At 70.8% G+C, this 22,418-nt stretch carries 19 protein-coding genes and 3 tRNA genes; 14 read left to right on the plus strand and 8 right to left on the minus strand.

Going from position 1 to position 22,418, the window contains the following annotated elements; genetic code table 11:
• The first annotated feature begins 368 nt into the window (after nt 1–368).
• Genes ADK64_RS08200 through ADK64_RS08215 form a run of 4 tightly spaced genes read left to right on the plus strand, consistent with a single transcriptional unit; the run spans nt 369 to nt 3,065 of the window.
• Nucleotides 369–1,067: a phosphoribosylaminoimidazolesuccinocarboxamide synthase gene (locus tag ADK64_RS08200; protein ID WP_053656565.1), complete on the plus strand. Its 699-nt coding sequence runs from the start codon at nt 369–371 to the stop codon at nt 1,065–1,067.
• Complete coding sequence (locus ADK64_RS08205) at nt 1,064–1,771, plus strand: SDR family NAD(P)-dependent oxidoreductase (RefSeq protein WP_053656567.1); 708 nt, start codon at nt 1,064–1,066, stop codon at nt 1,769–1,771. The genes ADK64_RS08200 and ADK64_RS08205 overlap by 4 nt, the downstream gene beginning before the upstream one ends.
• Before the next feature lie 17 nt (nt 1,772–1,788).
• Nucleotides 1,789–2,229, plus strand: coding sequence for a hypothetical protein (locus ADK64_RS08210; protein ID WP_053656569.1), 441 nt, complete (start codon nt 1,789–1,791; stop codon nt 2,227–2,229).
• Nucleotides 2,226–3,065, plus strand: coding sequence for an HAD hydrolase family protein (locus ADK64_RS08215; RefSeq protein ID WP_159046195.1), 840 nt, complete (start codon nt 2,226–2,228; stop codon nt 3,063–3,065). Before ADK64_RS08210 ends, ADK64_RS08215 begins: the two co-directional genes overlap by 4 nt.
• An 82-nt stretch (nt 3,066–3,147) precedes the next feature.
• On the opposite strand, the gene ADK64_RS08220 is transcribed toward ADK64_RS08215, so the two are convergent.
• The 5 genes from ADK64_RS08220 to ADK64_RS45815 are packed head-to-tail and all read right to left on the minus strand — an operon-like array spanning nt 3,148 to nt 8,161.
• Nucleotides 3,148–4,068 carry a homocysteine S-methyltransferase family protein gene (locus tag ADK64_RS08220; protein ID WP_199829533.1) on the minus strand — a complete coding sequence of 307 codons (921 nt, stop codon included), beginning with the start codon at nt 4,066–4,068 and terminating at the stop codon, nt 3,148–3,150.
• Between the two features lie 22 nt (nt 4,069–4,090).
• Nucleotides 4,091–5,209, minus strand: coding sequence for a trans-sulfuration enzyme family protein (locus tag ADK64_RS08225; protein WP_053656573.1), 1,119 nt, complete (start codon nt 5,207–5,209; stop codon nt 4,091–4,093).
• A 31-nt stretch (nt 5,210–5,240) separates the two neighbouring features.
• Nucleotides 5,241–6,113, minus strand: coding sequence for a class I SAM-dependent methyltransferase (locus tag ADK64_RS08230; RefSeq protein WP_053656575.1), 873 nt, complete (start codon nt 6,111–6,113; stop codon nt 5,241–5,243).
• A gap of 33 nt (nt 6,114–6,146) precedes the next feature.
• Nucleotides 6,147–7,397 (minus strand): aminotransferase class V-fold PLP-dependent enzyme, encoded by a 1,251-nt coding sequence (locus ADK64_RS08235; protein ID WP_053656577.1) that lies wholly within the window; start codon nt 7,395–7,397, stop codon nt 6,147–6,149.
• The gene (locus ADK64_RS45815) at nt 7,397–8,161 is read right to left on the minus strand and encodes a hypothetical protein (protein ID WP_159046196.1); all 765 of its coding nucleotides are present in this window, start codon (nt 8,159–8,161) and stop codon (nt 7,397–7,399) included. The genes ADK64_RS08235 and ADK64_RS45815 overlap by 1 nt, the downstream gene beginning before the upstream one ends.
• 498 nt (nt 8,162–8,659) lie before the next feature.
• Between ADK64_RS45815 and ADK64_RS08245 the strand changes: the two genes are divergently transcribed.
• From ADK64_RS08245 to ADK64_RS08275, 8 genes are all read left to right on the plus strand, one after another.
• On the plus strand, nt 8,660–10,102 hold the full coding sequence (locus ADK64_RS08245) for an MFS transporter (protein WP_324614376.1): 1,443 nt from the start codon (nt 8,660–8,662) through the stop codon (nt 10,100–10,102).
• A 99-nt stretch (nt 10,103–10,201) separates the two neighbouring features.
• The gene (ahcY, locus tag ADK64_RS08250; protein WP_053656583.1) at nt 10,202–11,473 is read left to right on the plus strand and encodes an adenosylhomocysteinase; all 1,272 of its coding nucleotides are present in this window, start codon (nt 10,202–10,204) and stop codon (nt 11,471–11,473) included.
• A 325-nt stretch (nt 11,474–11,798) separates the two neighbouring features.
• Entirely contained in the window at nt 11,799–13,010 is a 1,212-nt protein-coding gene (locus ADK64_RS08255) for an MFS transporter (protein WP_234384498.1), read from the plus strand.
• Nucleotides 13,011–13,112: 102 nt separating this feature from the next.
• Nucleotides 13,113–14,138, plus strand: coding sequence for an SGNH/GDSL hydrolase family protein (locus ADK64_RS08260; protein ID WP_053656585.1), 1,026 nt, complete (start codon nt 13,113–13,115; stop codon nt 14,136–14,138).
• A 131-nt stretch (nt 14,139–14,269) separates the two neighbouring features.
• Nucleotides 14,270–16,501, plus strand: coding sequence for an iron-containing redox enzyme family protein (locus tag ADK64_RS08265; RefSeq protein ID WP_053656588.1), 2,232 nt, complete (start codon nt 14,270–14,272; stop codon nt 16,499–16,501).
• A gap of 38 nt (nt 16,502–16,539) precedes the next feature.
• Nucleotides 16,540–18,378, plus strand: a complete 1,839-nt coding sequence (locus tag ADK64_RS08270) for a carbamoyltransferase (RefSeq protein WP_053656590.1) — start codon at nt 16,540–16,542, stop codon at nt 18,376–18,378.
• 64 nt (nt 18,379–18,442) lie between these two features.
• Nucleotides 18,443–18,610, plus strand: a complete 168-nt coding sequence (locus ADK64_RS46580; protein WP_199829534.1) for a hypothetical protein — start codon at nt 18,443–18,445, stop codon at nt 18,608–18,610.
• Complete coding sequence (locus ADK64_RS08275) at nt 18,607–19,866, plus strand: ATP-grasp domain-containing protein (RefSeq protein ID WP_053656592.1); 1,260 nt, start codon at nt 18,607–18,609, stop codon at nt 19,864–19,866. The genes ADK64_RS46580 and ADK64_RS08275 overlap by 4 nt, the downstream gene beginning before the upstream one ends.
• A gap of 97 nt (nt 19,867–19,963) precedes the next feature.
• On the opposite strand, the gene ADK64_RS08280 is transcribed toward ADK64_RS08275, so the two are convergent.
• The 3 genes from ADK64_RS08280 to ADK64_RS08290 all read right to left on the minus strand — a co-directional run bounded on the left by ADK64_RS08280 (nt 19,964) and on the right by ADK64_RS08290 (nt 20,368).
• Nucleotides 19,964–20,040, minus strand: a tRNA-Ile gene (locus tag ADK64_RS08280).
• A gap of 176 nt (nt 20,041–20,216) precedes the next feature.
• Nucleotides 20,217–20,289, minus strand: a tRNA-Asn gene (locus ADK64_RS08285).
• 6 nt (nt 20,290–20,295) lie between these two features.
• Nucleotides 20,296–20,368, minus strand: a tRNA-Asn gene (locus ADK64_RS08290).
• A 159-nt stretch (nt 20,369–20,527) separates the two neighbouring features.
• On the opposite strand from ADK64_RS08290, the gene ADK64_RS08295 reads away from it, so the two are divergent.
• A complete protein-coding gene (locus ADK64_RS08295; RefSeq protein ID WP_053656595.1) occupies nt 20,528–20,833 on the plus strand; it encodes a hypothetical protein in 306 nt (101 codons plus the stop codon).
• 60 nt (nt 20,834–20,893) lie between these two features.
• Nucleotides 20,894–22,348, plus strand: a complete 1,455-nt coding sequence (locus tag ADK64_RS08300; protein ID WP_053656597.1) for a xylulokinase — start codon at nt 20,894–20,896, stop codon at nt 22,346–22,348.
• The last annotated feature ends 70 nt before the right edge of the window (nt 22,349–22,418 follow it).

Below are 22,418 nucleotides of genomic sequence, written 5' to 3' on the forward strand. Positions count from 1 at the left end.
GGAATCGGCCTTTCCGTGCGCATGGAATTCGGCGCTCCGGCCTTTCTGCCGGTCATGTGACCGCCCTGGCGACTCATCACCCAAAAGGGGCGATCGACCAACAAAGGGGCACTATCTTCCGCGGTCTTGACGAGGATCTGATGTTTCCCGTGATACCCATGAGGAAAGGATTCGGCAGACCACATGCACTGAAGCCGCAATAGAGAACGTCGCACGGGGGGCACGACTCGATTTCTCATGCGCCAGAGCCATTCACCGCCCGCAGGTCCGGGCGCTTTCATGCCGCACCGCCCCCCCGTTGCGCGTTTCCCATGTCTCGGCTGTTCGGGCCCCGTGCACGGGGCCACGGAGTGTGGAAGGACATTGTCATGGCGAAAAACGACCGGCAGCCCGACATCGAGGGCCGCAGCAAGCGACTGTGGCTCAACGGCGACGGCACCTGCGACGTCGAACTCATTCCCAGTCTCCGCAGTTACACCTACGACCGGGACGAGATGATTCCGGAAACCGCTCGGCTCCGGCTCGACTTCTACGAACGGGCGTCCGCGCGACTGGCCGACAAGGGCGTACGAACGGTCTTCCTGGAGCGGCTCGGCGACATATCGTACCGAGCCTCCTACATACCGGCTCCACCCTTCGAAGTGATCGTGAAGAACATAGCCACCGGCTCAACGATCCGGAAATATCCGGGGCTCTTCGAGGAGGGGCACCGATTCGACCCGCCCGTGGTGAAGTTCGACTACCGGACCGACCCCGAGGACCAGCCGATCGGCGAGGACTATCTGCGGGTGATGGGCGTCGATGTCGAGGCGTTCCGCGAGACGGCCCTGGAATGCAACGCCTCGCTGCGTTCCTGGCTGAACCCGCTCGATCTGTGGGACTTCTGTCTGGTGATCGGCTCCGACGAGGCGGGCCGGCCGGTCATCAACTCCGAGATCTCGCCGGACTGCATGCGGCTGCGGGACGACAGCGGCAATCCGCTGGACAAGGATCTGTTCCGGCAGGGAGCCGACCCGGCGACGATCATCTCGGTCTGGACCGGCCTGGTCGAGCGGATCAAGGCATGACGGTGACCGGCGTCGGACGCACCGTACTGGTCACCGGGGCGAACCGGGGCACCGGCCGGGCGGTCGCCGAGGAGTTGCACGCGGCCGGCTGGCGGGTGTGGAACCTCGGCCGGACCCCGGCCGAGATGCCCTGGATCGAGAACGTCCACTGCGACCTGCGCCACCCCGCGGACGTGGCGCCGGCCGTCCGGCAGGTGACCGAACTGGCCGGCGGTCTCGACGCCGTCGTCGCCAACGGCGTGGAACGCGCCCTGGGCGAGCTGGCCACGCTGCCGCTGGAGGACTGGCGGGCGGCCGTGGACATCAACCTCACGTCGGTGATCGCGCTGGTCCAGGCCGCCCTGCCCGCGCTGCGCGCCCGCGGCGGCCGGATCGTCCTGATGGGCAGTCACGCCGGGACGCGGTTCTTCGAAGGAGGGGCCGCCTACTGCGCGACCAAGGCCGCGCTCAAGGCGGTCGCCGAGGTGCTGCTGCTGGAGGAGCGGCGCAACGGCGTGTGCACCACCCTCGTCAGCCCGGGCGCCATCGCGAACCTGCCCGACGACACCTCGCCGCTCAAGATGGCCACCGCCTCGGTGGCCAAGGCCGTGCTGTGGGTGCTGCAGGCTCCGGGCGACACGGTGGTCGGCGAGGTGGAGCTGCGTCCGGCCAGGCTGCCCGACCAGGCCCCCGTCACCGGCCTGGACCGGTTGCAGGCCGTATGACGACGAGGGAGGAGCCCATGAGCGAGCCCGGCGACGGGCCCTGTCCGTCCGTCGACTGGGATGCCGGCATCGGCATCCTGACCCTCAGAGCGGACGGCGCCGGCGCGCACGCACAGCGCGCCACGGTCACCTTCCACTCCCGCGTCTGGATATCCCTCGACGACCGTGCGCGTCCGGTCACGGTCGACCTCCTGGACGTTCCCGACGTCGTGGCGCGGGCGGTGCCCCGGGCCCGGCGCGGCCACGACGACGAACCGGTCAAAAGAGGTGGGATCGAGTGGCTGCTCGACCCGGACAGCGACTGGGTGTGGATCCCGCTGAGCAGCCGTCCCGACCGGACCCGGCTGGTCCGCGAGGGCCGGGTGGAGGTGCTGCTCGCCGGTGACCAGCCGCTGCGGGTGCGCGTATGGGTCCCGGTGAGCGGTGCGACGGACCGGGACGGAGGGTGGACGCGGTGAGCCGTCCGCTCGACGGGGTGCGGCTGGTCTGCACCGATCTCGACGGCACCCTGCTGAACCGGGCCGGGACCGTCGGTCCGGCCACCCGTGCCGCCCTGGCGGAGGCGGAACTCAAGGGCCTGCCCGTGGCGTACGTCACGGGCAGGCCCCTGCGCGACGCGCTCGGGGCGGCCCGTGACCACGCGTTCCGCGGACTGGTCGTGTGCAGCAACGGGGCGGTGACCGTCGAGGCGGCCACCGGCCGGGTGCTGGACCGGCGCGGCTTCCGCGCCGACGGGGTGGTGGGGCTGCTGCGGCGTATGCGGGAGCGGGTGCCCGGTGTGGTGCTCGGCGTGGACTGTGTGCGGGGCCTGTATCTGGAGCCGGGTTTCGCCGAACTGGTCCCCGACTGCTGGCCCCACGAGGCGGTGCCGGACGCCGCGTCGGCGGTGCGGCCGGACGACCCGCCGGTCAAGGTGCTGGCCGTGCACCCCTCGCTGCCTGCCGCGCGGCTGGACGAGGCGCTCGTACGGCCCGGTGACGAGGTGGAGGCCACCCGCTCGACGCCGTACTTCCTGGAGATCTCGCCGCGGGGCGTGGACAAGGGCACCTCGCTGCACCGTCTGGCCGGCCACTACGGGGTACCGCTCGCGGCCACCGCCGCGGTGGGCGACATGCCCAACGACCTGCCGATGCTGCGGGCCGCGGGACTGGCCGCGGCCGTGTCGAACGCCCATCCCGAGGTACTGGCGGCCGCCGACCTCGTCCTGCCGGACAACGAGCGGGAGGGGGTGGCGCGGCTTCTGTCCGAGATCTGCGCGGCCCTGCCGGCACCGACGGTCCGGCCGGCCCCCTGAACGGCGTCAGGACGCGGACGCGCCGGCGCGCCCCGGACAGCTCCGGGGCGCGCCGGCGTCGTCGTACGGGCGGGCGGCCCGGCTAGCCGGGTATCCGCTCGCGCAGCGCCGCGACGTGGGCGGGTGTGCTGCCGCAGCAGCCGCCCACCAGGGACAGCCCGTACCGCTTCGCCCGCTCGGCCATGAGGTCGGCGAACTCCTCGGGGCCGTACCGGACGGGCACGTACCGGTCCACCGGGGTCCAGTCCGCGATCTCCGAACGGTCCTCCAGGTTCGGGTAGGCCCCGAACGGCAGCGGACTGTCGTGCGACCATCTGCGCAGCACCTCGTCGGTGCCCTCCACGGTGGTGCAGTTGACGCAGACCAGGGACGCACCGCGGGCCGCGACCGCGCGGGCCGCGTCCGTCACGGACTCACCGGACAGCAGGGTGCCGTCCGGGCCGCAGACGAAGCTCACCCACACGGCCAGTCCGTCGGCGGCACAGGCGTCGACGACCGCCACGGCCTCGCGCACGGTGTTCAGGGTCTCCGCCAGCACCAACTGGACTCCCTCGGAGGCCAGTTGACGGGTCAGCCAGGCATGCTCCCGGCGCAGTTCCTCGTCCGGGGGCACCAGGGAGGGCTGGTAGCAGTCCTCCACCGGGATCACCGAGGCGGCGAGCACCGGCCGCCGCCCCTGGTCGTCCGGCCCGGCCGAGCCCCGTGCCAGGGCCACGGCCCGGCGCACCAGGACCTCGGCCGCGTGCTCGTCCGCCCCGGCGCGCAGCAGGGTGCGCCGGTTGGTCCGGAAGGTGATCGCGGTCGCCAGGTCGGCACCGGCGGTGGTGTACTCCCGGTGGATCGCGGCCAGTTGCCGCTGCCCCGCCATGTCCAGCAGGGCGGCGGTCGTCCACCACGGTTCGGTGACGCTGACGCCGAGGCGCTGCAGTTCCGTCCCCTTGGCGCCGTCGACGAGGACGGGCGCGCCGGGGACGGCCGACGGCAGCCCCGGCGCCGGGTTCACCGTGCCTCCCGGGCTCGCCGGGTCACAGGGCCCGTTCCAGGTCCGCGGCGAGGTCGCGGACGTCCTCGATGCCGACGGCCAGCCTGATCAGGTTGTCCCCGATGCCCAGCCGCCTTCGGGTCTCGGCGGGAATGGGGCGGTGGGTCATCAGCGCCGGGCACTCGATCAGCGACCGTACGCCGCCGAGGCTGACCGCCACGGCGAACCGCTCGACCTTCTCCAGCAGCTTCTGCGCGTCGCCCAGGTAGTCGAAGGTGATGATCGAGCCGAAGCCGTCCATCTGCCGTGCGGCGATCTCGTGCTGCGGATGGTCGGCGAGTCCCGGGTAGTGCAGGGCGCCGACCTTGGGCGACTGCCGCAGCAGTTCCACGAGGCGCCCGGCGGACTCGTTCTGCCGCCCGACCCGGAGCGACATCGTCTTCACGCCGCGGTGCAGGAGGTAGCAGTCGAGCGCGCCCGGTACGTTTCCGGCCGCGGTCCGGTAGCGGAAGAAGTCCTTCTGGAACTCCTCGCTGTTGTAGACCAGCGCACCGCCGATGACGTCCGAGTGACCGGAGATGAACTTGGTGGTGCTGTAGAGCGAGATGTCGGCGCCGAGGGCCAGCGGGCGCTGTACGACGGGGCTGGCGAAGGTGTTGTCCACCAGCACGGGCACGCCGCGGGCGTGGGCCCGCTCGCTGATGGCGCTCACGTCGGCGACCTTCAGCAGCGGGTTGGTGGGGGTCTCGATCCATATCAGCCCGGTGTCGTCGGTCAGGGCCGCGTCGAGGGCGTCGAGGTCGGTGAGGTCGACGTACTCCACCGTGATGCCGTAGCGGGGCAGCAGGTCGAAGAGCGAGAAGGTGCCGCCGTACACGTCGTCGGAGGAGATCAGTTTCTGGCCCGGCGACAGCAGGCTGAGCGCGGTCGTGCCGGCGGCCTGGCCCGAGGAGAACGCCAGCGCGTACGCGGCGTCCTCCAGGGAGGCCAGACAGCGCTCCAGGTTCTCCCGGGTCGGGTTCTCGCCCCGGCCGTAGAAGTAGCGCAGGTCCGTCTGGGCCCGCTGTTCGTAGGTGGAGGCCAGGTGGATGGGCGGAACGATGTCGCCGGTGCCGGGGTGGGCTTCCTGGCCGATCTGGACGAGCTTGGTGTCGAATTCCATCGGGACTCTCTTTCGGCTCGGGCGGTCGGGCTCAGCTGGGCTTGACGGCCCGTACGCAGTGAGCCACGCAGGGCACCGCGAGGCCGGAGAGTTCCGTCTCGAATTCCCTGGCCGCCGTGGCGACGGCCTGTACGGTCCGCTCGTCGCGCTCGTCGCCGAAGGTCTCCGCAAGCTTGCCCCGCAGCCAGCCGGGCAGCAGGTCCCAGGAGAACTCCACGAACTCCTCGACGCTGTCCGGGGTGAAGACGATCCGGTGTTCCTCGACGGTGACGTCCTGGAAGCCGGCCTTGGTGAACCGTGCGGACAGCGCCTCGGGATCGGCCATGCTGAACGGCCCCGGGGCGCCGGGCGGCGGGGCCGGCAGGGCGAGCCGGGCCGCCACGATGCCGAACGCCAGGCTGAGCATGGGCACTTGGGGTGCCGTGCCCCACACGGACGCGGTGCAGGTGCCGCCCGGCTTCAGCCCGCCGAAGGCGGTGTGCAGCACCCGGTCGACGTCCGGCAGGAACATCAGGCCCCAGCGGCTGACCACCGCGTCGTAGGCGCCCGCCGGAACGTCCAGCTCCTCGGCGTCCTGCCGGAGGAACTCCACGTTGTCCAGCTTCAGTTCGGCGGCCCGGCGCCGGGCCACGGCCAGCATGCCCTCGGCCTGGTCCACGCCGAGCACCCGGCCCTCGGGCACCCGGGCGGCGAGGGCGAGGGCCGGCTGGCCGGTCCCGCTGCCGATGTCCAGGACGGAGCTGCCCGCGCTCAGCCCGGCCCCCTCCAGGAGGGTCCGGGTGACCGGCTCGGCGCCCCGCTCGAACAGCTCGTACCACTTGTCCCAGCCCGCGCTCAGCTCATGCCAGTTGCGTTCCTGCTGTGCCTTGAACGCGGCTGCCGCGTTGTTTTCGTTGTCCGGCAAGGGTCGGACCGTCCTTTCACAGAGCCGGGCGGATCACATGCTGAGGAAGCGCTCGTTGGGGTGCTCGTTCGTCCAGAAACCCTTCTCGGCGGTGGCCACGGTCGCGACGAACCGGTCCACCTCCGCGGGCGTGTTGTAGACCGCGAACGAGGCGCGCACCGTGCCGATCACTCCGAGGGAGTCGACGAACGGCATGGCGCAGTGCACTCCGGTACGGGTCATGATCCCGCCGGCGCTGAGGTGGTTGCCCACGTCGTAGGGGTGCAGGCCGTCGACGGCGAAGGAGACCAGGCCGCCGGAGGGCTGCTGGGCGCCGAACAGCCTGACCCCGTCCAGTGCGCGCAGTCCCGCGGCGGCGCGCGCGGTCAGCTCCGCGTCGTGCGCGGTGACCTGGTCCATGCCGATGCCGGTCAGGTACTCGACCGCGGCCGCGAGCCCGACCGCCCCGGCGATGTTCGGCGTGCCGCCCTCGAACAGGGCCGGCGGCTTGAAGACGGTCTGCGGCCCGTCGGCGGTGACGTGCCTGACCATGCCTCCGCCGACCAGCAGCGGATTCGTGCGCTCCAGCAGCTCCGCCCGGCCGTAGAGGACGCCGATGCCCATGGGCGCGTACATCTTGTGTCCGGAGAAGCAGTAGAAGTCCGCGCCGAGCGCCTGCACGTCGACCGCGCGGTGCGCGACCGCCTGGGCGCCGTCGACCAGCAGCGGAATGCCGCGCTCCCGGGTCACCGCGGAGATCTCCGCGATCGGGTTGACCGTTCCCTGCACATTGGACACGTGCGCCACCGCGGCGAACCGGGTGCGCGGGCCGAGCTGTTCGGCGAACGCCTCCGCGGTGATCTCGCCGTGGGCGTCGGTGGGGACCACGCGCAGCACCGCGCCCGTGCGCTGGCACACCCGGTGCCACGGAAGCAGGTTGGAGTGGTGCTCCATACCGCTGACGACGATCTCGTCACCGGCCTGGACCAGTCCGGCGACGAAGCCCTCGGCCACCAGGTTCACCGACTCGGTGGTGCCCTTGGTGAACACGATCTCGTCCTTCTCGGCCGCGCCCACGAAGCCGCGGACGGTCTCCCGCGCGGCCTCGTAGGCGTCCGTCGCCCGCATGCTCATCGCGTGCACGCTGCGCCCGACGTTGGCGTTCGACTCCGAGTAGTAGCGCACGATCGCGTCGAGCACCTGACGCGGCTTCTGCGTGGTGGCCGCGTTGTCGAGGTAGGCCAGGGGGTGGCCGTCCACCTGCTGGGTCAGGATCGGGAAGTGGTCCCGGACATCGGAGATCATCAGCTCACCTGCTTGAAGAGAGAACGGAAGGCTGACAGCAGCTCGTCCGGCATCGGGACGGTCTTCTGCGGGGAGTACGGCCGCCGCGCCGGCGGCACGTAGTCGGAGTCGGCGGGGACGGGCACGGAGCCGTCCGGCCGGCGCACATGAGGGCCGAAGTAGAACCAGCAGATCTGGCCGACGGTCTCCGACAGCAGCACGGGGTGGCAGGCCGGGGGGTACATCTTCATGTGGTCCCAGGCGGCCATGAACTCACCGCGTGCGGTGAAACGATTCCCCCGTGCCGCGTGACCAAAAGCGTCATGCACCGCACGGAAAAGGTCGTTGAAAAGGAACCGCACGCCTCGCGAAGTGACGGGCGAGGGTTCCAGCATGGGGTGATCGGCGGGACGCTGGGCGTCCTCGGTGGCGGCGCCCTCTCCATGCCCATTGGCCGTCAAATACACATAGAGTTTCTGCTCGCCGTGCAATTGATCGGACAGTGCGGCAGAAGAAGTGTACGGCTGTCCGTCGGCCAGCCACGGTTCAATGCTGACGCCGTTTTTACGTAACAGCTCGAACTGCTCGAGGGTGTCTTCCTTCAGGATTCGATACTGAAGGGCTTCCTGCTCGGTCCCCGTGCTGAGCGGCGCCTGATCGTACCAGTTGCTTATGGAGCGGCACACCACTTTGTCGAGGTGGAGACCGGCATTCCAGCTCGGGTTCTTGTCGAGCGACCGGGAAACGACGTAATCGTGAGAAAGTTGGCGCAGCGCGAGTTTCACGCGACGCCTCCCGCCCATTCCCGCCCTCGCCTACCGGACCGTGGAACCAGCCGTTCAGCTGGAGTTGACGGTGGGGTGGCCGTGAGGTGACGGGTATGGCACGGGAGGGAGGCGGGGGCGGCCGAGTATGGCCGGCGAGCACGGGATGGAACTATCGCTATCACACCGACGCGTATCGCGCAGGAGCTCCTGCTACATCGAGTCAATTCTTTAGACGACACAGTGGATCCTCCTTTCAGTGCCCTGAACGTATCGCTCGACACAACGCTTGAGCAAGGCATCTCTTCGTCCACTATCCGAGACGCATCGACCACGGTGGCTGAAATCCGATGGGTCGCTTCCGGCCGTCGGCCCACACCCCAAGCCCGAGGCCCGGCGCAGACTGACCGAAAGCACATGCCTCATACATCGTCGTCCGGTTTCCGGAGTGGGGCATTCGGCTAGGCTCACCGAGCTCAGCCCCTGTCCAGTCATCAAATGAAAGGCTGTGTCCCGCTTATGTCAGAAGCCGGAGCACTCGATCGGGAGAGCACAGGAGGCCAGTCCACGGCGAACCGAAACCGGCCCGGCGCGCTCGTGCTTCTCTGCGGGGTGCAGTTGATGCTGCTCCTGGACTTCTCGATCGTTAACGTCGCGCTGCCCAGCATGGAGTCCTCCGTCGGACTCGGCGAACACGGCACCCAGTGGGTGGTCAGCGCCTACGCCCTCGGCTTCGGCAGTCTGCTGCTGCTCGGCGGCCGGCTGTCGGACCTGATCGGCCGGCGCCTGATGCTCGTCGTGGGCGTGACGGCGTTCGGAGCGGCCTCCCTGGTCGCCGGCCTCGCCACGGTTCCCGGCCTGCTCATCGCCATGCGCGCGGTACAGGGCGTCGGCGCCTCGCTGATCGCCCCGGCCGCCCTCTCCCTGATCACCACCGGCTTCACCGACGAGACCCAGCGCAACCGGGCGCTGGGCTGGTTCAGCGCCGCCACCGCCAGCGGCTTCGCCATCGGTGTGCTGCTCGGCGGCATCCTGACCCAACTCGCGGGCTGGCGCGCCGTGTTCTTCGTCAACGTGCCCCTGACGGCCCTCGCCGTCCTGGCCTCCTTCCGGGTACTGCCCGCCACCCGGAGCACGACGGGCCCGCGCACCTACGACCTGCCGGGTGTGCTGCTGTCGGCCGCGGGGTTCGTGGCCCTGATCTACGGTCTGAGCCAGGTCCAGGACAACGGCACCCGGGCGGCGGTCACCATCGCCGCCGGCGTCGTCCTGCTCGTGGTCTTCGTGGTGGTGGAGTCCCGGGCGGCCGCTCCGCTCGTGCCGCTCGGCATCTTCCGCAACCGCACCCTGAGCGTCGCGAACGTCGCCAGCTTCCTGATCCCGGGCGTCATGGGAACCACCGCGCTGCAGCTCTCGCTCTTCCTCCAGCAGGTCCAGGGCCGCTCGGCCCTCGGCACCGGTTTCGCGTTCCTGCCGCTCGGGCTCTCCGTCGCCGTGGCGGGGCCCGCGGCGGCCATCGCCGCCGGGAAGTTCCGGCCAAAGATCGTCTGCGTCACCGGTGGTGCCCTGGTGACCGTGGGCGTGTTCCTGCTGTCCCGGATCACGGCGGACAGCGGTTACGCCGCCGGCGTGCTGCCGGGCACGATCCTGATGGGGTTCGGATTCGCCGCTTTCTTCGCCACCGCCACGATGGCGGCGACCGCGGGGGTTCCGGAGCAGCTCCAGGGCATCGCGGGCGGACTGCTCAACACCTTCCAGCAGGTCGGCACGGCGGCCTTCGTCGCGATCCTGGTGAGCCTGGCGACCCAGCGCACCCAGTCGCTCGGGGCGCCCACCCCGGCACACCAGGCCGCCGGGTTCCAGACGGCCTTCACCGTCGGCACCGTCGTCGCCCTGGTCACCACGGCGCTGATCGCCGTCGCGCTGCCCGGACAGAAGTCCGGTGCGGAAGCGATCAACTGACACATCGTCAATTACCCACCACGGCCTGCCTGCTGTGCCGTGCGAGGGGGTGGCCGAGAAACCACCATGCCTATCCGAGAGCGAGGCTAGTCTTCAGCCATGTCTGAACTCCCGAAGCACGATGTCAAGGACAAGGGCCTGAGCGCGCAGGGCGTGCGCAGGATCGAGTGGGCAGAGCGCAACATGCCGGTGCTGCGCCAGGTCAGGGAGCGTTTCGCGAAGGAACAGCCCTTCGAAGGCATCCGGTTCGCGGCGTGTATGCACATGACCACGGAGACGGCCGTACTGCTGCGCACGCTGCGGGCCGGGGGCGCCGAGATCGCCGCATGCGCCAGCAACCCGCTCTCCACGCAGGACGACACGGTCGCCGCGCTCGTGGCCGAATACGGTATCTCCGTCTTCGCGATCAACGGTGTCGACCGCGACACGTACTACCGGCACATCAACTCCGCGCTGGACATCAACCCCGACTTCGTCTTCGACGACGGCTGCGACCTGGTGAACACCGTGCACACCACGCGCACCGAGCTGCTGGAGACCATCAAGGGCGGCTGCGAGGAGACCACGACCGGTGTCGTGCGGCTGCGTCAGATGGCCGATTCGGGTGCCCTGAAGTTCCCGATGGTCGCGGTCAACGACACCGACACCAAGCACATGTTCGACAACCGGTACGGCACGGGGCAGTCGTCGCTCGACGCGATCATGCGTGCCACCAACGTGCTCTTCGCCGGGCAGACGGTCGTCGTGGCCGGCTTCGGCTACTGCGGCCAGGGCGTCGCGCAGCGGGCAGCCGGGCTGGGTGCCTCGGTCGTCGTGACCGAGGTCGACCCCACCAAGGCGCTCGACGCGCTGATGCAGGGCTACCGGGTGCTGCCGATGGCGGAGGCGGCCCGCGTCGGCGACGTGTTCGTCACGGTCACCAGCAACCGCGGGGTGCTGCGCAAGGAGCACTTCGAGGTGATGAAGGACGGCGCCATCCTGTCCAACGCCGGGCACTTCGACGTCGAGGTGGACGTCGCGGGACTGGAGGCCATGTCGGTGGAGAAGCGTTCCCGCATCCGCCACCAGACGGACGAGTACGTGATGGCCGACGGCCGCAGGCTGCTGCTGGTCGCCGAGGGCCGACTGGTCAACCTCGGCGCGGCCGAGGGCCACCCGGCCTCGGTGATGGACATGTCCTTCGCGGACCAGGCGCTGACGGCGGAGTGGCTGACGGCGAACCAGGCCTCGCTGGAGCCCGTGGTGCACGAGGTGCCGACCGAGATCGACAAGACCGTCGCCCGGCTGAAGCTGGACAGCATGGGCGTGTCGATCGACTCGATCACCGAGGACCAGAACACCTACATGAACTCGTGGGAGTACGGCTCCTGAACCGGATGAATTCCCGGAACGACGGCCCCTGAGCCGAGGAATTCCGGAACGGCCACAGGCCGGCAGGCGAACATCGCCTGCCGGCCTCTTGGTTTTCTTGTGGCCTGTGCCGCGCACCGTCTCAGGTGACGAGACCCCTGTTGCGGAGCCGACGACGCGTCACTAGCCTCGGCGTCGGTTCTGCCGGGCCGGGGCAGGTAATACTGGCGTTTTCTTCACGGGGTGCTCGCACATGCTCTTGCTGTGCCCCGTCACTTACGGGGGTAGTAAGGTGCGCGTTCGTCCTGCGATACTGCCGGACTCAACGGCGCAGCGGGCATTAACCTTGGTCACGCTGGCCAGTTCGACGGGGAAGGGGATATTCCTCACCGCCGGAGTCCTCTATTTCACCCGGGCGGTCGGACTGCCGACCCTGCAGATCGGGATCGCCTTCAGCATCGCCGGATTCGTGTCCCTGGTCCTCGGGGTGCTGGCCGGCCACCTCGCCGACCGCTGTGGCCCGCGGGTCGTTCTGCTGGCCAGCCTGCTGCTGAGCGCGGCCGCCACGGCGGCGTTCCTGCTGGCCCACGTCTACTGGTCGGCCCTGCTCGTCGTCGTCCTCGCGACGACGGCACAGGCCACGCTCCTCGTAGCCCGTGGCCCCATCATCAACGCCCTCGCGGACGCACGTCCGCAGGAACTGCGCGCCTACATCAGGTCGGTCACCAACGTGGGCATCGCGGTCGGCGCGATGATCGCCGGCTGGGCCGCCCAGACGGACACCGCCCGGGGCTACCACCTCCTCGTGCTGCTGGACAGTGCCTGCTTCGTCGTGGCACTCCTGCTCGCCTGCCGGCTGCCCCGTATCACCCCCGTGCGCGCACCGGCCCGGGCCGGCCGCTGGACGGCCTTGCGCGACCGCCCGTATCTCGCCCTGTCGCTGCTGGACGGCGTCCTGTCGATCCAGTACCGCGTGCTCACCGTGGCCCTTCCGCTGTGGGTGGTGAGCGCGACCTCCGCACCGCGCTGGATGGTCTCCGCGGCGGTCGTGGCGAACACCGCGATCATCGTCTTCCTCCAGGTCGCGGTCGGCCGCAGAATCGACACTCCCCGGCGCGCGGCCGTGGCGCTGCGCCGCTCGGGGTGGGCCTTCTGCCTGGCCTGTGCCGGCATCGCGTGGTCCGCGGGGTCACCGACGTGGGCCGCGGTGGCCCTGCTCGGCCTCGCCGTCGTCGTGCACAGCCTGGGCGAACTGTGGCAGGCCGCCGGGGGCTTCGAGGTCTCGAACACGCTCGCACCGCCGTACGCCATCGGCCAGTACCTGGGCGTCTTCGGCGTCGGGATGGGGCTCGCCGAGTCCTTCGGCCCGGCCCTGCTGACCTGGCTGTGCATCGGCTGGGGCAAACCGGGCTGGCATGTGATGGGCGCCGTGTTCCTCGTCGCCGGTCTCCTCGCCCCGGCGGTCGTGCGGTGGGCGGAGTCGACCCGGTCCCGGCACACGCCACAGACCGCACCTTCCTTGGGTGAGGCCGCGGACCTGCACGCCGAAACCGTCTGACCGCCTCACCACCCCACCCTCCCGACGCACCGGCCACCGTGACCACCCACGGCGCTGCACCACGCCCTGACGGATCGACGACATACAGGGGGATTTCTCCATATGGCCTCTCATCGTGCCCGACTGACACCCCAGATGCTCCAGTACGCGGAGAAGTTCGACGACCGCGGTGACATCCGCTGGCTGCCCTACCTGATGTACTTCCACCCGGCCGGACACCGCTCCGAGGTGGTGAACACCGACCCGGTCGGCTTCCGTGTCGCCGAGGCGCGGGGGGAACAGGCCTCCGCCGGCGGACGGGTGCCCGAAGGGCCCGTGCGGCTGATCGCGGGCAGCTCCACCGTGTTCGGGATCGGCGCGTCCAGCGACTCCGCCACGCTCGCCTCCCGGCTGTGGGCCACGCACGCGCCCGGCCGTCCCTGGCTGAACTTCGGCGGCCGCAGCTTCAACTCCGCCCAGGAACTGCTCCTGTTCACGCTGTACCGCCATCTGGTGCCGCGGATCGAGGAGATCGTCCTGTTCACCGGGTTCAACAACCTCGGCCTCGCCCGGCTGCCCCGCTGGATGCAGCAGGACAGCGGCGCCTTCTTCAACGGCCACGAGTACTTCGAGCAGGTACACGAGCTGCGCACCCGGCAGCGCCGGGCGGCCGGGCAGTCCCGCTGGGCCGCCCGCCGGGCACCCGAGCGCCCGAGCGCGGACGACGCCGTACCCGACCTCGACGGGCAGCTGTCCTCGGCGGTCGAGCTGACCCTGCGCCACCTCGACACCTGGCGGCTGCTCGCCGAGGGGCTCGGCGCCCGGCTCACCTTCGTCCTGCAGCCGCTCGCACCGTGGGTGCGCGAGCGGCCGGCCGGTCAGGAGCAGCTGCTCTTCGAGGAGCTGGACGGCATCGCCAATTTCGGCGAGGCGTACGGCGATATCTGCACGATCGAGGCGGGGCGGCGTTACGCCGACCTGTTGAGCGGCGGCTGCGAAAAACTCGGAGTGCCCTTCCTCGACATGAATCCGGTGCTCGGCGAGGCAATCGGCGACGAGGACTGGATATTCGTCGACCGTATCCATTTCACCGATCAAGGACACGACATCGTCGCCGGTCTGCTCGCCGACCGGCTTTCCCTTCGGTGACACGTCAGGAGAGATTCCATGAGCTTCCTTCGCAAAATACTCGACACCGTTTTCCGGCGCCGCCGCGGAAAGCGGAAGAACGACGCCTCGATCTACCCGATGTTCTAGACCGCAGGGAGGGAACGGCAGCGATGTCTTCGACAGTCCTGCGCGCGCCGGCGGCGGAAGACCGCGACGGCGCACCATCCGTGTCCTGGGCCAGGACGTGGTACGCCGCGTTCTGCGATCCGGAGAGTCCGCGGGCCGACCGGGTGCCGGTGGCCCGCCTGCGGGAGCTGATCGCCGGGCCGGCGCGGTCCGGGGAGTGCTCCCCGGACCTGGCGGCGTCGCTGCGGGAGGCCGCGCAGTGGTCCGCCGACGAGGCGGAGGCCTTCCAGCGGCTGGCCGACGGGGCCCGGCAGGACGCCGTCCGGGCCAGGGCGGCGCAGCGGCTGGCACTCGGCTGCGCACCGCTCGGCCTGCTGTCCGGTGCGTGGCTGCAGTGGCTGAGCAGCATGGCGGAGTCGGACGATCCCGGTGCCCTCGCCGCACTGACCCTGTACGCCTCGGACGTCGGTGTCGGCCACCCGCGCAGCTCGCGGGGGCACGCCTTCCTGGCCCTGCTGCAGGGCCTGCACGCGGCGGAGCACGCGGTGCCGGCCGCCCGGACCGTACTGGACACGAGGATTGCGCAGGACGCCTTCGTGCTGCCCGCGCTGCTGCTCGCCATGAGCAGGCGGCCGGAGGACTTCCGTGCCGAGATCCTCGGTGCCGACCTCTGTCTGCGCCAGGTCGGGCTGCTGCCGGCGCTGACCCCGCTGAGGACACTGGCGGGCGAGGGCGTCGACTGGGACGCGCTGAACCCCGGCGCGGCCCGGCCGCGGGGTCCCGCGGGGGGACTGGAGGGATCCCTGACGGCGACGGACGCGCTGACGCAAGGGGCGCCGCCCGACGTGCGGGACGGGGTGCTGCGGGGCTTCCACTGGGCCCTGACGGCGCTGCGGGAGTGGCACACGGCCCTGCGCACGGAGCTGGCCGGGGTCCTCGACCCCCGGCGGGAGGCGGCCGACCTGCTGCGGCTGCGCGCCCGTGAGGGAGCGGTCTACCACCATGCGTACGAGCTGCGCGGGCGGCCGCTCGCCGACTGGCTGGCCGAGGCCCGTGACGATCCGTACCCCTTGCTCACGGCACTCGCCGCCAGCACGCTGGTGCGCCCCGGCCGCCCGGAGCGCAGCCCTCTCGTGAACGGGCTGGTCGGTGAGCGGGGCGCGATGTTCCGTGTCTTCGCCGAGGACGACCTGGACGTACTGCGGCGTTGGATCGCCTCGCTCGACGGGCCGGGAGGAGGCGGCAGCCAGGACGGCGACGAGCAGGACGGGCCCGCGCGGCGGGCGGCGGCGGACACGGCCGAGCCGCCGGCTTCCGGGCCGGCCGGGGACCCGTGGCCCTCCCCCGGTCCGGCGCGCGAGGACGCCCCGTCCGACGACCGGGCCCCCGCGGACCTGCGCGAGGCCTACGTCCTGCTCCAGCGGCGCGGCCAGTCCGCGGCGGTGCGCCGCTACGCCCTGGAGTACGTGCACGGGTGGCTGGGCCGGGCGCGGGTGCGGATGTCCGGGCCCGACATGCCCCTGCCCGACAGCTGGCCGGCCGACGGGCTGCGGCCCTGGCTGTCCCAGCAGCACGACCGGCACGCCGCCGAGTTCGAGCGCGGCTCCGACGCCGGGCTGCCGTCCCGGGAGCAGCTGGTCGAGTCCACGCTGCAGCTCGCCCCGCTGACGATGATCGACGGCGCCTGGCTGCAGGGGTTCACGGACTACCAGCTGGCGTCCTCGGACATCGGCCACTCCCTGTTCTCGACGTACTGGGACGAGCTGGGCAACGGCCGGACGGAACTCAACCACCCCCTCATCTACCGGCACCTGGTCGCGGAGATGGGGGTGGACCTCCCGCCGACCGGCTCGACCGAGTTCGCCCGCTGGCCGGGATTCCAGGACCGTTCCTTCGAACTGCCCGTGTTCTGGCTCGCCGTCGGCCGGTTCCCGCAGACCTTCCAGGCGGAGGTGCTGGGGCTGAACCTCGCCATGGAGCTGTCGGGCGTGGGCGGCAGTTACCGGCGGGCCCGGCTGGCGCTGCGCGAACACGGCTTCAGCACACGGTTCGTCGATCTCCACAACACCATCGACAACGTGGCCACGGGGCACTCCGCATGGGCGGCGGACGCCATCGACGCCTTCATGTCCGCCCTCGCGGGGGGCAGTGGCACCGAGGTCCGCGAGACGGCCTGGCGGCGGGTGCGGGAGGGATACCGCTCGCTCAACCCGCCCACGGGCGCGCACGCCTGGCTGGCCGACCGGCGGGCCAGGCGTCGCAACAGGCAGCGTTGAGCGGAAGTCGAGCGGAAGTCGAGGGAAGGAAAGAGGACATGGCCGATCTGGTTCTGGGTGTCTCGGCGTACTACCACGACAGTGCGGCGGCCCTCGTCGCCGATGGCGTACCGGTCGCCGCGGCACAGGAGGAACGCTTCTCCCGTAAGCGGCACGATCCCGGTTTTCCCGAGCAGGCGATCCGGTACTGCCTCGAGGAGGCGGGTGTCGGCCTCGACGAGGTGGCCGCCGTCGCCTACTACGAGGACCCGAGGCTGAAGTTCCGGCGGGTGCTCGCCACCTACCTGGGCGCCGCGCCCCACGGGGCAAGCTCGTTCCGCGAGACGCTGCCCGAGTGGCTGTCGTGGAAGCGCGACACGGTGGGGACGGTGCGCGACAACCTCGCGGCGCTGGGAGCGGGCCGGGTACCGCCGGTCGTCGCCCGTCGGCACCACGAGTCGCACGCGGCGTCGGCGTTCTTCCCGAGCCCCTACGAGTCCGCCGCGGTCCTGTGCATCGACGGTGTCGGGGAATGGGCCACGACGACGTTGTGGCACGGCCGGGACGACACACTGCGGCCCCTGACCGAGATCAGGTTCCCGCACTCGCTGGGTCTGCTCTACTCCGCCTTCACCTATTTCTGCGGGTTCAAGGTCGACTCCGGCGAGTACAAGCTGATGGGCCTGGCCCCGTACGGCACCCCGCGGTACGCCGGCCTGATCCGCGAGAAGCTGATCGACGTCAAGGAGGACGGCTCGTTCCGCCTCGACATGCGGTACTTCGAGTATCTGGCGGGCCAGGTGATGACCGGCCGGGGCTTCGAGAGGCTCTTCGGCGGTCCGCGCCGGCTGCCGGAAGCGGCCCTCACGGAGCGGGAGTTCGACCTCGCCGCCTCGGTACAGGCCGTCACCGAGGAGGTGGTCCTGCGCCTGGCCCGCACCGCACGCCGGGTGACCGGTGAGTCCCGGCTCTGCCTCGCCGGGGGTGTCGCCCTGAACTGCGTCGCCAACGGCGAGGTCGTCCGGGAGAAGGTGTTCGACGAGGTGTGGATCCAGCCCGCGGCCGGCGACGCGGGCGGTGCGCTCGGCGCCGCGCTCGCGGTGGCGCTCGACCGGGGAGCCGGTCGGCCGCACCTCGGCAACGGCCGTGACGCCATGGCGGGTTCGCTGCTCGGTCCTTCCTACGACGCGGCGCAGATCCGTGCGTTCCTGGACGACGCCGGCGCCGTCTACACGGAACTCGATCCGCGGGACACTCCGGGCTCGGTGGCCGACCGGCTGGCGCAGGGGGCGATCACCGGGTGGTTCCAGGGGCGCATGGAGTTCGGTCCGAGGGCCCTGGGGGCCCGGTCCATCCTCGGTGACCCACGGGATCCGGACATGCAGTCGGCCATGAACCTGAAGATCAAGTTCCGTGAGTCCTTCCGCCCGTTCGCCCCTTCCGTCCTGCGCGACGACACCAAGGAGTACTTCGAACTGGACCAGGACAGTCCCTACATGCTGGTGGTCGCGGACGTGGCCCCGGCACAGCGGCTGACCGTCGGGGACCCGGGCGAGGGCGTCACGGGCCTGGACCTGCTGAAGGTCCGGCGCTCCACGATTCCCGCCGTGACCCACGTCGACCACTCGGCACGTGTGCAGACCGTCGACGAGCACGGCAATCCCGCCTACCACCGGCTGCTGACCGCGTTCAAGGAGCGGACCGGCTGCCCGGTGCTGATCAACACCTCGTTCAACGTCCGGGGCGAGCCGATCGTCAACTCCCCGCGGGACGCGTACACCTGCTTCATGCGCACCGACATCGACGTGCTCGTACTCGGTGACTTCCTGCTGGAGAAGAAGGACCAGCCCAGCTGGCACGAGACGGAGGACTGGCGCGAGGCCATTCCGCTGGACTGAGGGTCCCGTCCACCGCCGCCCGACCGGCCGTCGGCGCCACCGCACCACTCGGAGATGAACACCGATGCGAAACCTGCTGCTGTCCCTCGTCTACTTCGTCCTGGTCGTCCCGGCCGGCCTGATCAGCCGGGTGGTCCGTGATCCTCTGTCGCGCCGCCCGGATCCGGCCGCCGACACCTACTGGGTCACCGTCACCGGTGGTCCGGCGAGCCGGCAGGCGGCCCTGCGATGAGCGCCCCGGCCGGCTCCGCGGTCCGGGCCCTGGCCTTCGTCGAGAGCAACCTCACCGGCACCGGCATGCAGGCCCTGCGCCTGGCCCGCTCGCTGGGGCTGCGCACGCTCTTCGTCACGTCCGACCTCGACCGCTACTGCGTGGACCCGGACACGGCCCGCGCGATCCGCGAGAACGCCGACGAGATCCTGCAGTGCGACACGCACAGCGTGGAGGCGATCGAGAAGACGCTGCGGGCCGGTGCGACACCACCGGCCGGCGTGATGACGGTGATGGAGTACTACGTCCCCACGGCGGCGGCCGTCGCGCACCGCATGGGCCTGCCCGGACTGGCTCCGGCCGCGGCGGAGCTGGCCAGGGACAAGCTCAGGACACGGGTGCGGTGTGCCGAACGCGGGGTGCCGGTACCGGCGTTCCGTTTCGTACGCGACGCCGCGGAGGTCGACGCCGCGCTGGCCGAGACCGGACTGCCCTGTGTGGTGAAGCCGATCGACGAGTCGGCGAGCATCGGTGTGGCCCTGTGCCGCACCCGGGAGGAGGCCGTCGAACGGGTCGCGGACATCGCCGGCCGGCCGACCAACTCCAAGGGGCAGCCGCGGGTTCCCGGAGCGCTGCTCGAGGAGTGTCTGTTCGGTCACGAGGTCAGCATCGAGACGTTCACCTTCGAGGGCCGTACGAGCGTGCTCGGGGTCACCGACAAACTGCTGGGCCCCACACCGCACTTCGTCGAACTGGGCCACACCTTCCCGTCGGCGCTGGCCGACGAGGCGACGGCGGCCGCGGAACTCGCGGTGGCGGCACTGGACGCCCTCGGCTTCGACTTCGGCCCCGCGCACGTGGAGGCCAAGCTGACCCCGCGCGGCCCGGTGCTGATCGAGGTCAACGCGCGGACGGGCGGCGACTTCATCCCGGATCTGGTCCATCACGCCACGGGGGTGGAACTGTTGCGGCAGTCGGTCGTCACCCACAGCGGCGGACGCCCCGATCTGACGCCGACGCGGGCCGAGGGCGCCGCGATCCGGTTCATCGCCGGACGGTCGGGCACGGTGACCGGTGTTCCCGACCCGGGTGTCCTGGACGGCTTCCCCTCGGTCGTCGCCTTCCGGATGAAGGCCGAGCCCGGGATGCGGACCACCTGGCCGTCCCACAGCCATGAGCGGCTCGGCCATGTGATGACCCGCGCGGCGACCCCGGCGCGGGCCGCGGTGGAGGCCGACGCGGCACTGGCCCACCTGGCACCGGTCTACCGAGACTGATCTTGGCCCGAGCGGGTGAGCGGTGGCCGCCGCATCGGCATGGCGGCCACCGTTCTCGCGTTCTCAGAGGTCAGATCGATTCTGCACCGACCTGCACTGGTGGGGCGGGTGGGACTCGAACCCACGGCCGACGGATTATGAGTCCGCTGCTCTAACCGGCTGAGCTACCGCCCCATAGCGGCGTGTCGCGTACATGTGTGCGCGCCGTCTGCCGCAGCATAGCCGCTCATACGATCTCCTGCTTCGGATGGTCGGCTTCCGTGCTGCTCATGATCCTCAGGACATCGCCGCACCCCCGGCGGTTCCCGCGGACATGAAAAAGGACCCTCAAGGGGTCCTCGTTCACTGCGCTCCCCCGACTGGACTCGAACCAGTAACCTGCCGGTTAACAGCCGGCTGCTCTGCCAATTGAGCTACGGAGGACCGAAGCTCCCCCGACTGGACTCGAACCAGTAACCTGCCGGTTAACAGCCGGCTGCTCTGCCAATTGAGCTACGGAGGATCGCCTCGATTGCATCGAACGTACCTACCTGGGTATTCGCCAGGGGGCGGGCGCTCGCTGCGACACATACATTAGCGCAAGCAGGGGGGTGCTCCGCCAATCGGTATCCCCCGGCGCCCACGTCGCACCGCAGACCCAGGCAAGAGAAGGGTGGCAGCCATGCGCTACCGGCTCACGTTCGTCGCCGGTCTGGCCCTCGGTTACGTACTCGGCACGAGGGCCGGACGCGAGCGCTACGAACAGCTGAAGAAGTCCGCTCGGCGCATCGCGCAGAACCCGGCCGTCCGGAACACCGCCGAGACGGCCGCCCAGCAGGGCCGCCAGTACGCCGGCAGGGCCTTCCACACGGTCAGCGGCAAGGTCGGCGACCGGGTCCCGGAAACGGTGGCCCAGCGCGTGCGGTCGCTGCGGGAGCGGAACCTCAACGGCACCCCCGAGGACGACTGGGGCACGAGCAACACGTAGGGCAGCCCCCTTGGGCGCTCCCGGGCGAAGCAACCGCGGGGATGCGGCAAAATTCTCCGTATGGGGATAGTCGCCGGGTTGGACAGCTCGCCCGATTTCACTCGCATCGTCGTCTGTGACGCGGACACCGGTGCCGTACTACGGCAGGGATACGCGCCGCACCCGGTCGACGCACCGGACGGCGAGAAGCGTCCGAGCGACGTCGACCCGCAGGCCTGGCTGCTGTCCCTGGGCGAGGCCGCGGGGGGCGGTCTGCTGGAGGGCGTGCAGGCCATCGGCGTGTCGGCCCAGCAGAACACCGTGGTCCCGCTGGACGCCCAGGGCAACACCGTGCGCCCGGCGCTGGTCGGCGGCGACAAGCGGACGCAGGTCGCGGCGGCCGACCTGGTCGACGCGCTCGGCGGACGCGAGGCCTGGGCGCAGGCCGTCGGGTGCGTGCCGCAGGCCGCCCAGCCGGTCACCAAACTGCGCTGGCTCGCGAAGAACGAGCCCGAGAACGCCCGCAGGACGGCCGTGCTGCTCCAGGCGCACGACTGGCTGGTGTGGCAGTTGCTCGGGCGGCCGGTGCGCAGGACCACCGATCGCGGCGGCGCCTCCTCGACCGGGTACTGGTCGGCCGCCACCGGCGGCTACCGGCCCGACCTGGTCGAGCTGGCGCTCGGGCACCAGGCGATGCTGCCGGAGGTGATCGGCCCGTCGGACGCGGCCGGTACGACCCCGGAGGGGCTGCTGATCTCGGCCGGTACCGGGGAGACCATGGCCGCCGCGTTCGGGCTCGGGATCGGGCTGGGCGACGCCGTCGTCTCGCTCGGGGCCTCCGGGTCCGTGATGGCCGTGCATCCGGAGGCGCTCGCCGACCAGTCGGGGATGATCACCTCGCTCGCGGACGCGACCGGCATGCACCTGCCGGTCGTCACCACCCTGAACGCCGTACGGACCCTGCGCGGCACCGCCGAACTGCTCGGGCTGCCGGATCTGGAGAGCCTGTCCGAGCTGGCGACGAAGTCGACGCCGGGGGCCCATGGGCTGGTCCTGCTCCCCTATCTGGAGGGCGAGCGGACGCCCCATCTGCCGCACACCGCGGGCACGCTCGCCGGGCTGCGGCGCGAGTCGATGAAGCCCGAGCATCTGGCGCGGGCGGCGTTCGAGGGCATGCTGTGCGGGCTCGCCGACGCGCTGGACCTGCTGCGCGGGCGGGGCGTGGAGGTGCGGCGGATCTTCCTGCTGGGCCCGGCCGCCGAGCTGCCCGCCGTACAGGCCTCGGCGCCGTCGCTGTTCGGGGCCCAGGTCGTCGTACCGCAGCCGGCGGACTACGCGGCGATCGGTGCGGCCCGGCAGGCCGCGTGGGCGCTCGGCGTGTCGCAGGGCGCACTCGACCCGCGCACCCCGCCGGCCTGGCAGGGCGCGGCGGCGCAGGTGCTGGAGCCGGGCGACGAACTGGCGGTGGGCCAGGCCGTACGGCAGCAGTTCACCGCCGTGCGGGAGCAGACCCATCCGGGGGCATTTCGCCCGTAACGCCACAAAAGCATATGGTCGTACGCGCTTCGCCCCCGAGTAAATGGGTTGAGGTAACGCGGGTGGAGTG

Source organism: Streptomyces sp. MMG1121 (genome assembly GCF_001280015.1).
Classification (GTDB): Bacteria; Actinomycetota; Actinomycetes; order Streptomycetales; family Streptomycetaceae; genus Streptomyces.

What these genes read in the sequence shown, in the direction of transcription:
- ADK64_RS08245 (WP_324614376.1), top strand. Translation starts at nt 8,660, where the DNA reads ATGTCAGAAGCCGGAGCACTCGATCGGGAGAGCACAGGAGGCCAGTCC.
- ADK64_RS08300 (WP_053656597.1), top strand. Translation starts at nt 20,894, where the DNA reads ATGGGGATAGTCGCCGGGTTGGACAGCTCGCCCGATTTCACTCGCATC.
- ADK64_RS08260 (WP_053656585.1), top strand. Translation starts at nt 13,113, where the DNA reads ATGGCCTCTCATCGTGCCCGACTGACACCCCAGATGCTCCAGTACGCG.
- ADK64_RS46580 (WP_199829534.1), top strand. Translation starts at nt 18,443, where the DNA reads ATGCGAAACCTGCTGCTGTCCCTCGTCTACTTCGTCCTGGTCGTCCCG.
- ADK64_RS08205 (WP_053656567.1), top strand. Translation starts at nt 1,064, where the DNA reads ATGACGGTGACCGGCGTCGGACGCACCGTACTGGTCACCGGGGCGAAC.
- ADK64_RS08270 (WP_053656590.1), top strand. Translation starts at nt 16,540, where the DNA reads ATGGCCGATCTGGTTCTGGGTGTCTCGGCGTACTACCACGACAGTGCG.
- ADK64_RS08235 (WP_053656577.1), bottom strand. Translation starts at nt 7,397, where the DNA reads ATGATCTCCGATGTCCGGGACCACTTCCCGATCCTGACCCAGCAGGTG.
- ADK64_RS08275 (WP_053656592.1), top strand. Translation starts at nt 18,607, where the DNA reads ATGAGCGCCCCGGCCGGCTCCGCGGTCCGGGCCCTGGCCTTCGTCGAG.
- ADK64_RS08200 (WP_053656565.1), top strand. Translation starts at nt 369, where the DNA reads ATGGCGAAAAACGACCGGCAGCCCGACATCGAGGGCCGCAGCAAGCGA.
- ADK64_RS08225 (WP_053656573.1), bottom strand. Translation starts at nt 5,209, where the DNA reads ATGGAATTCGACACCAAGCTCGTCCAGATCGGCCAGGAAGCCCACCCC.
- ahcY (WP_053656583.1), top strand. Translation starts at nt 10,202, where the DNA reads ATGTCTGAACTCCCGAAGCACGATGTCAAGGACAAGGGCCTGAGCGCG.
- ADK64_RS08295 (WP_053656595.1), top strand. Translation starts at nt 20,528, where the DNA reads ATGCGCTACCGGCTCACGTTCGTCGCCGGTCTGGCCCTCGGTTACGTA.
- ADK64_RS08265 (WP_053656588.1), top strand. Translation starts at nt 14,270, where the DNA reads ATGTCTTCGACAGTCCTGCGCGCGCCGGCGGCGGAAGACCGCGACGGC.
- ADK64_RS08210 (WP_053656569.1), top strand. Translation starts at nt 1,789, where the DNA reads ATGAGCGAGCCCGGCGACGGGCCCTGTCCGTCCGTCGACTGGGATGCC.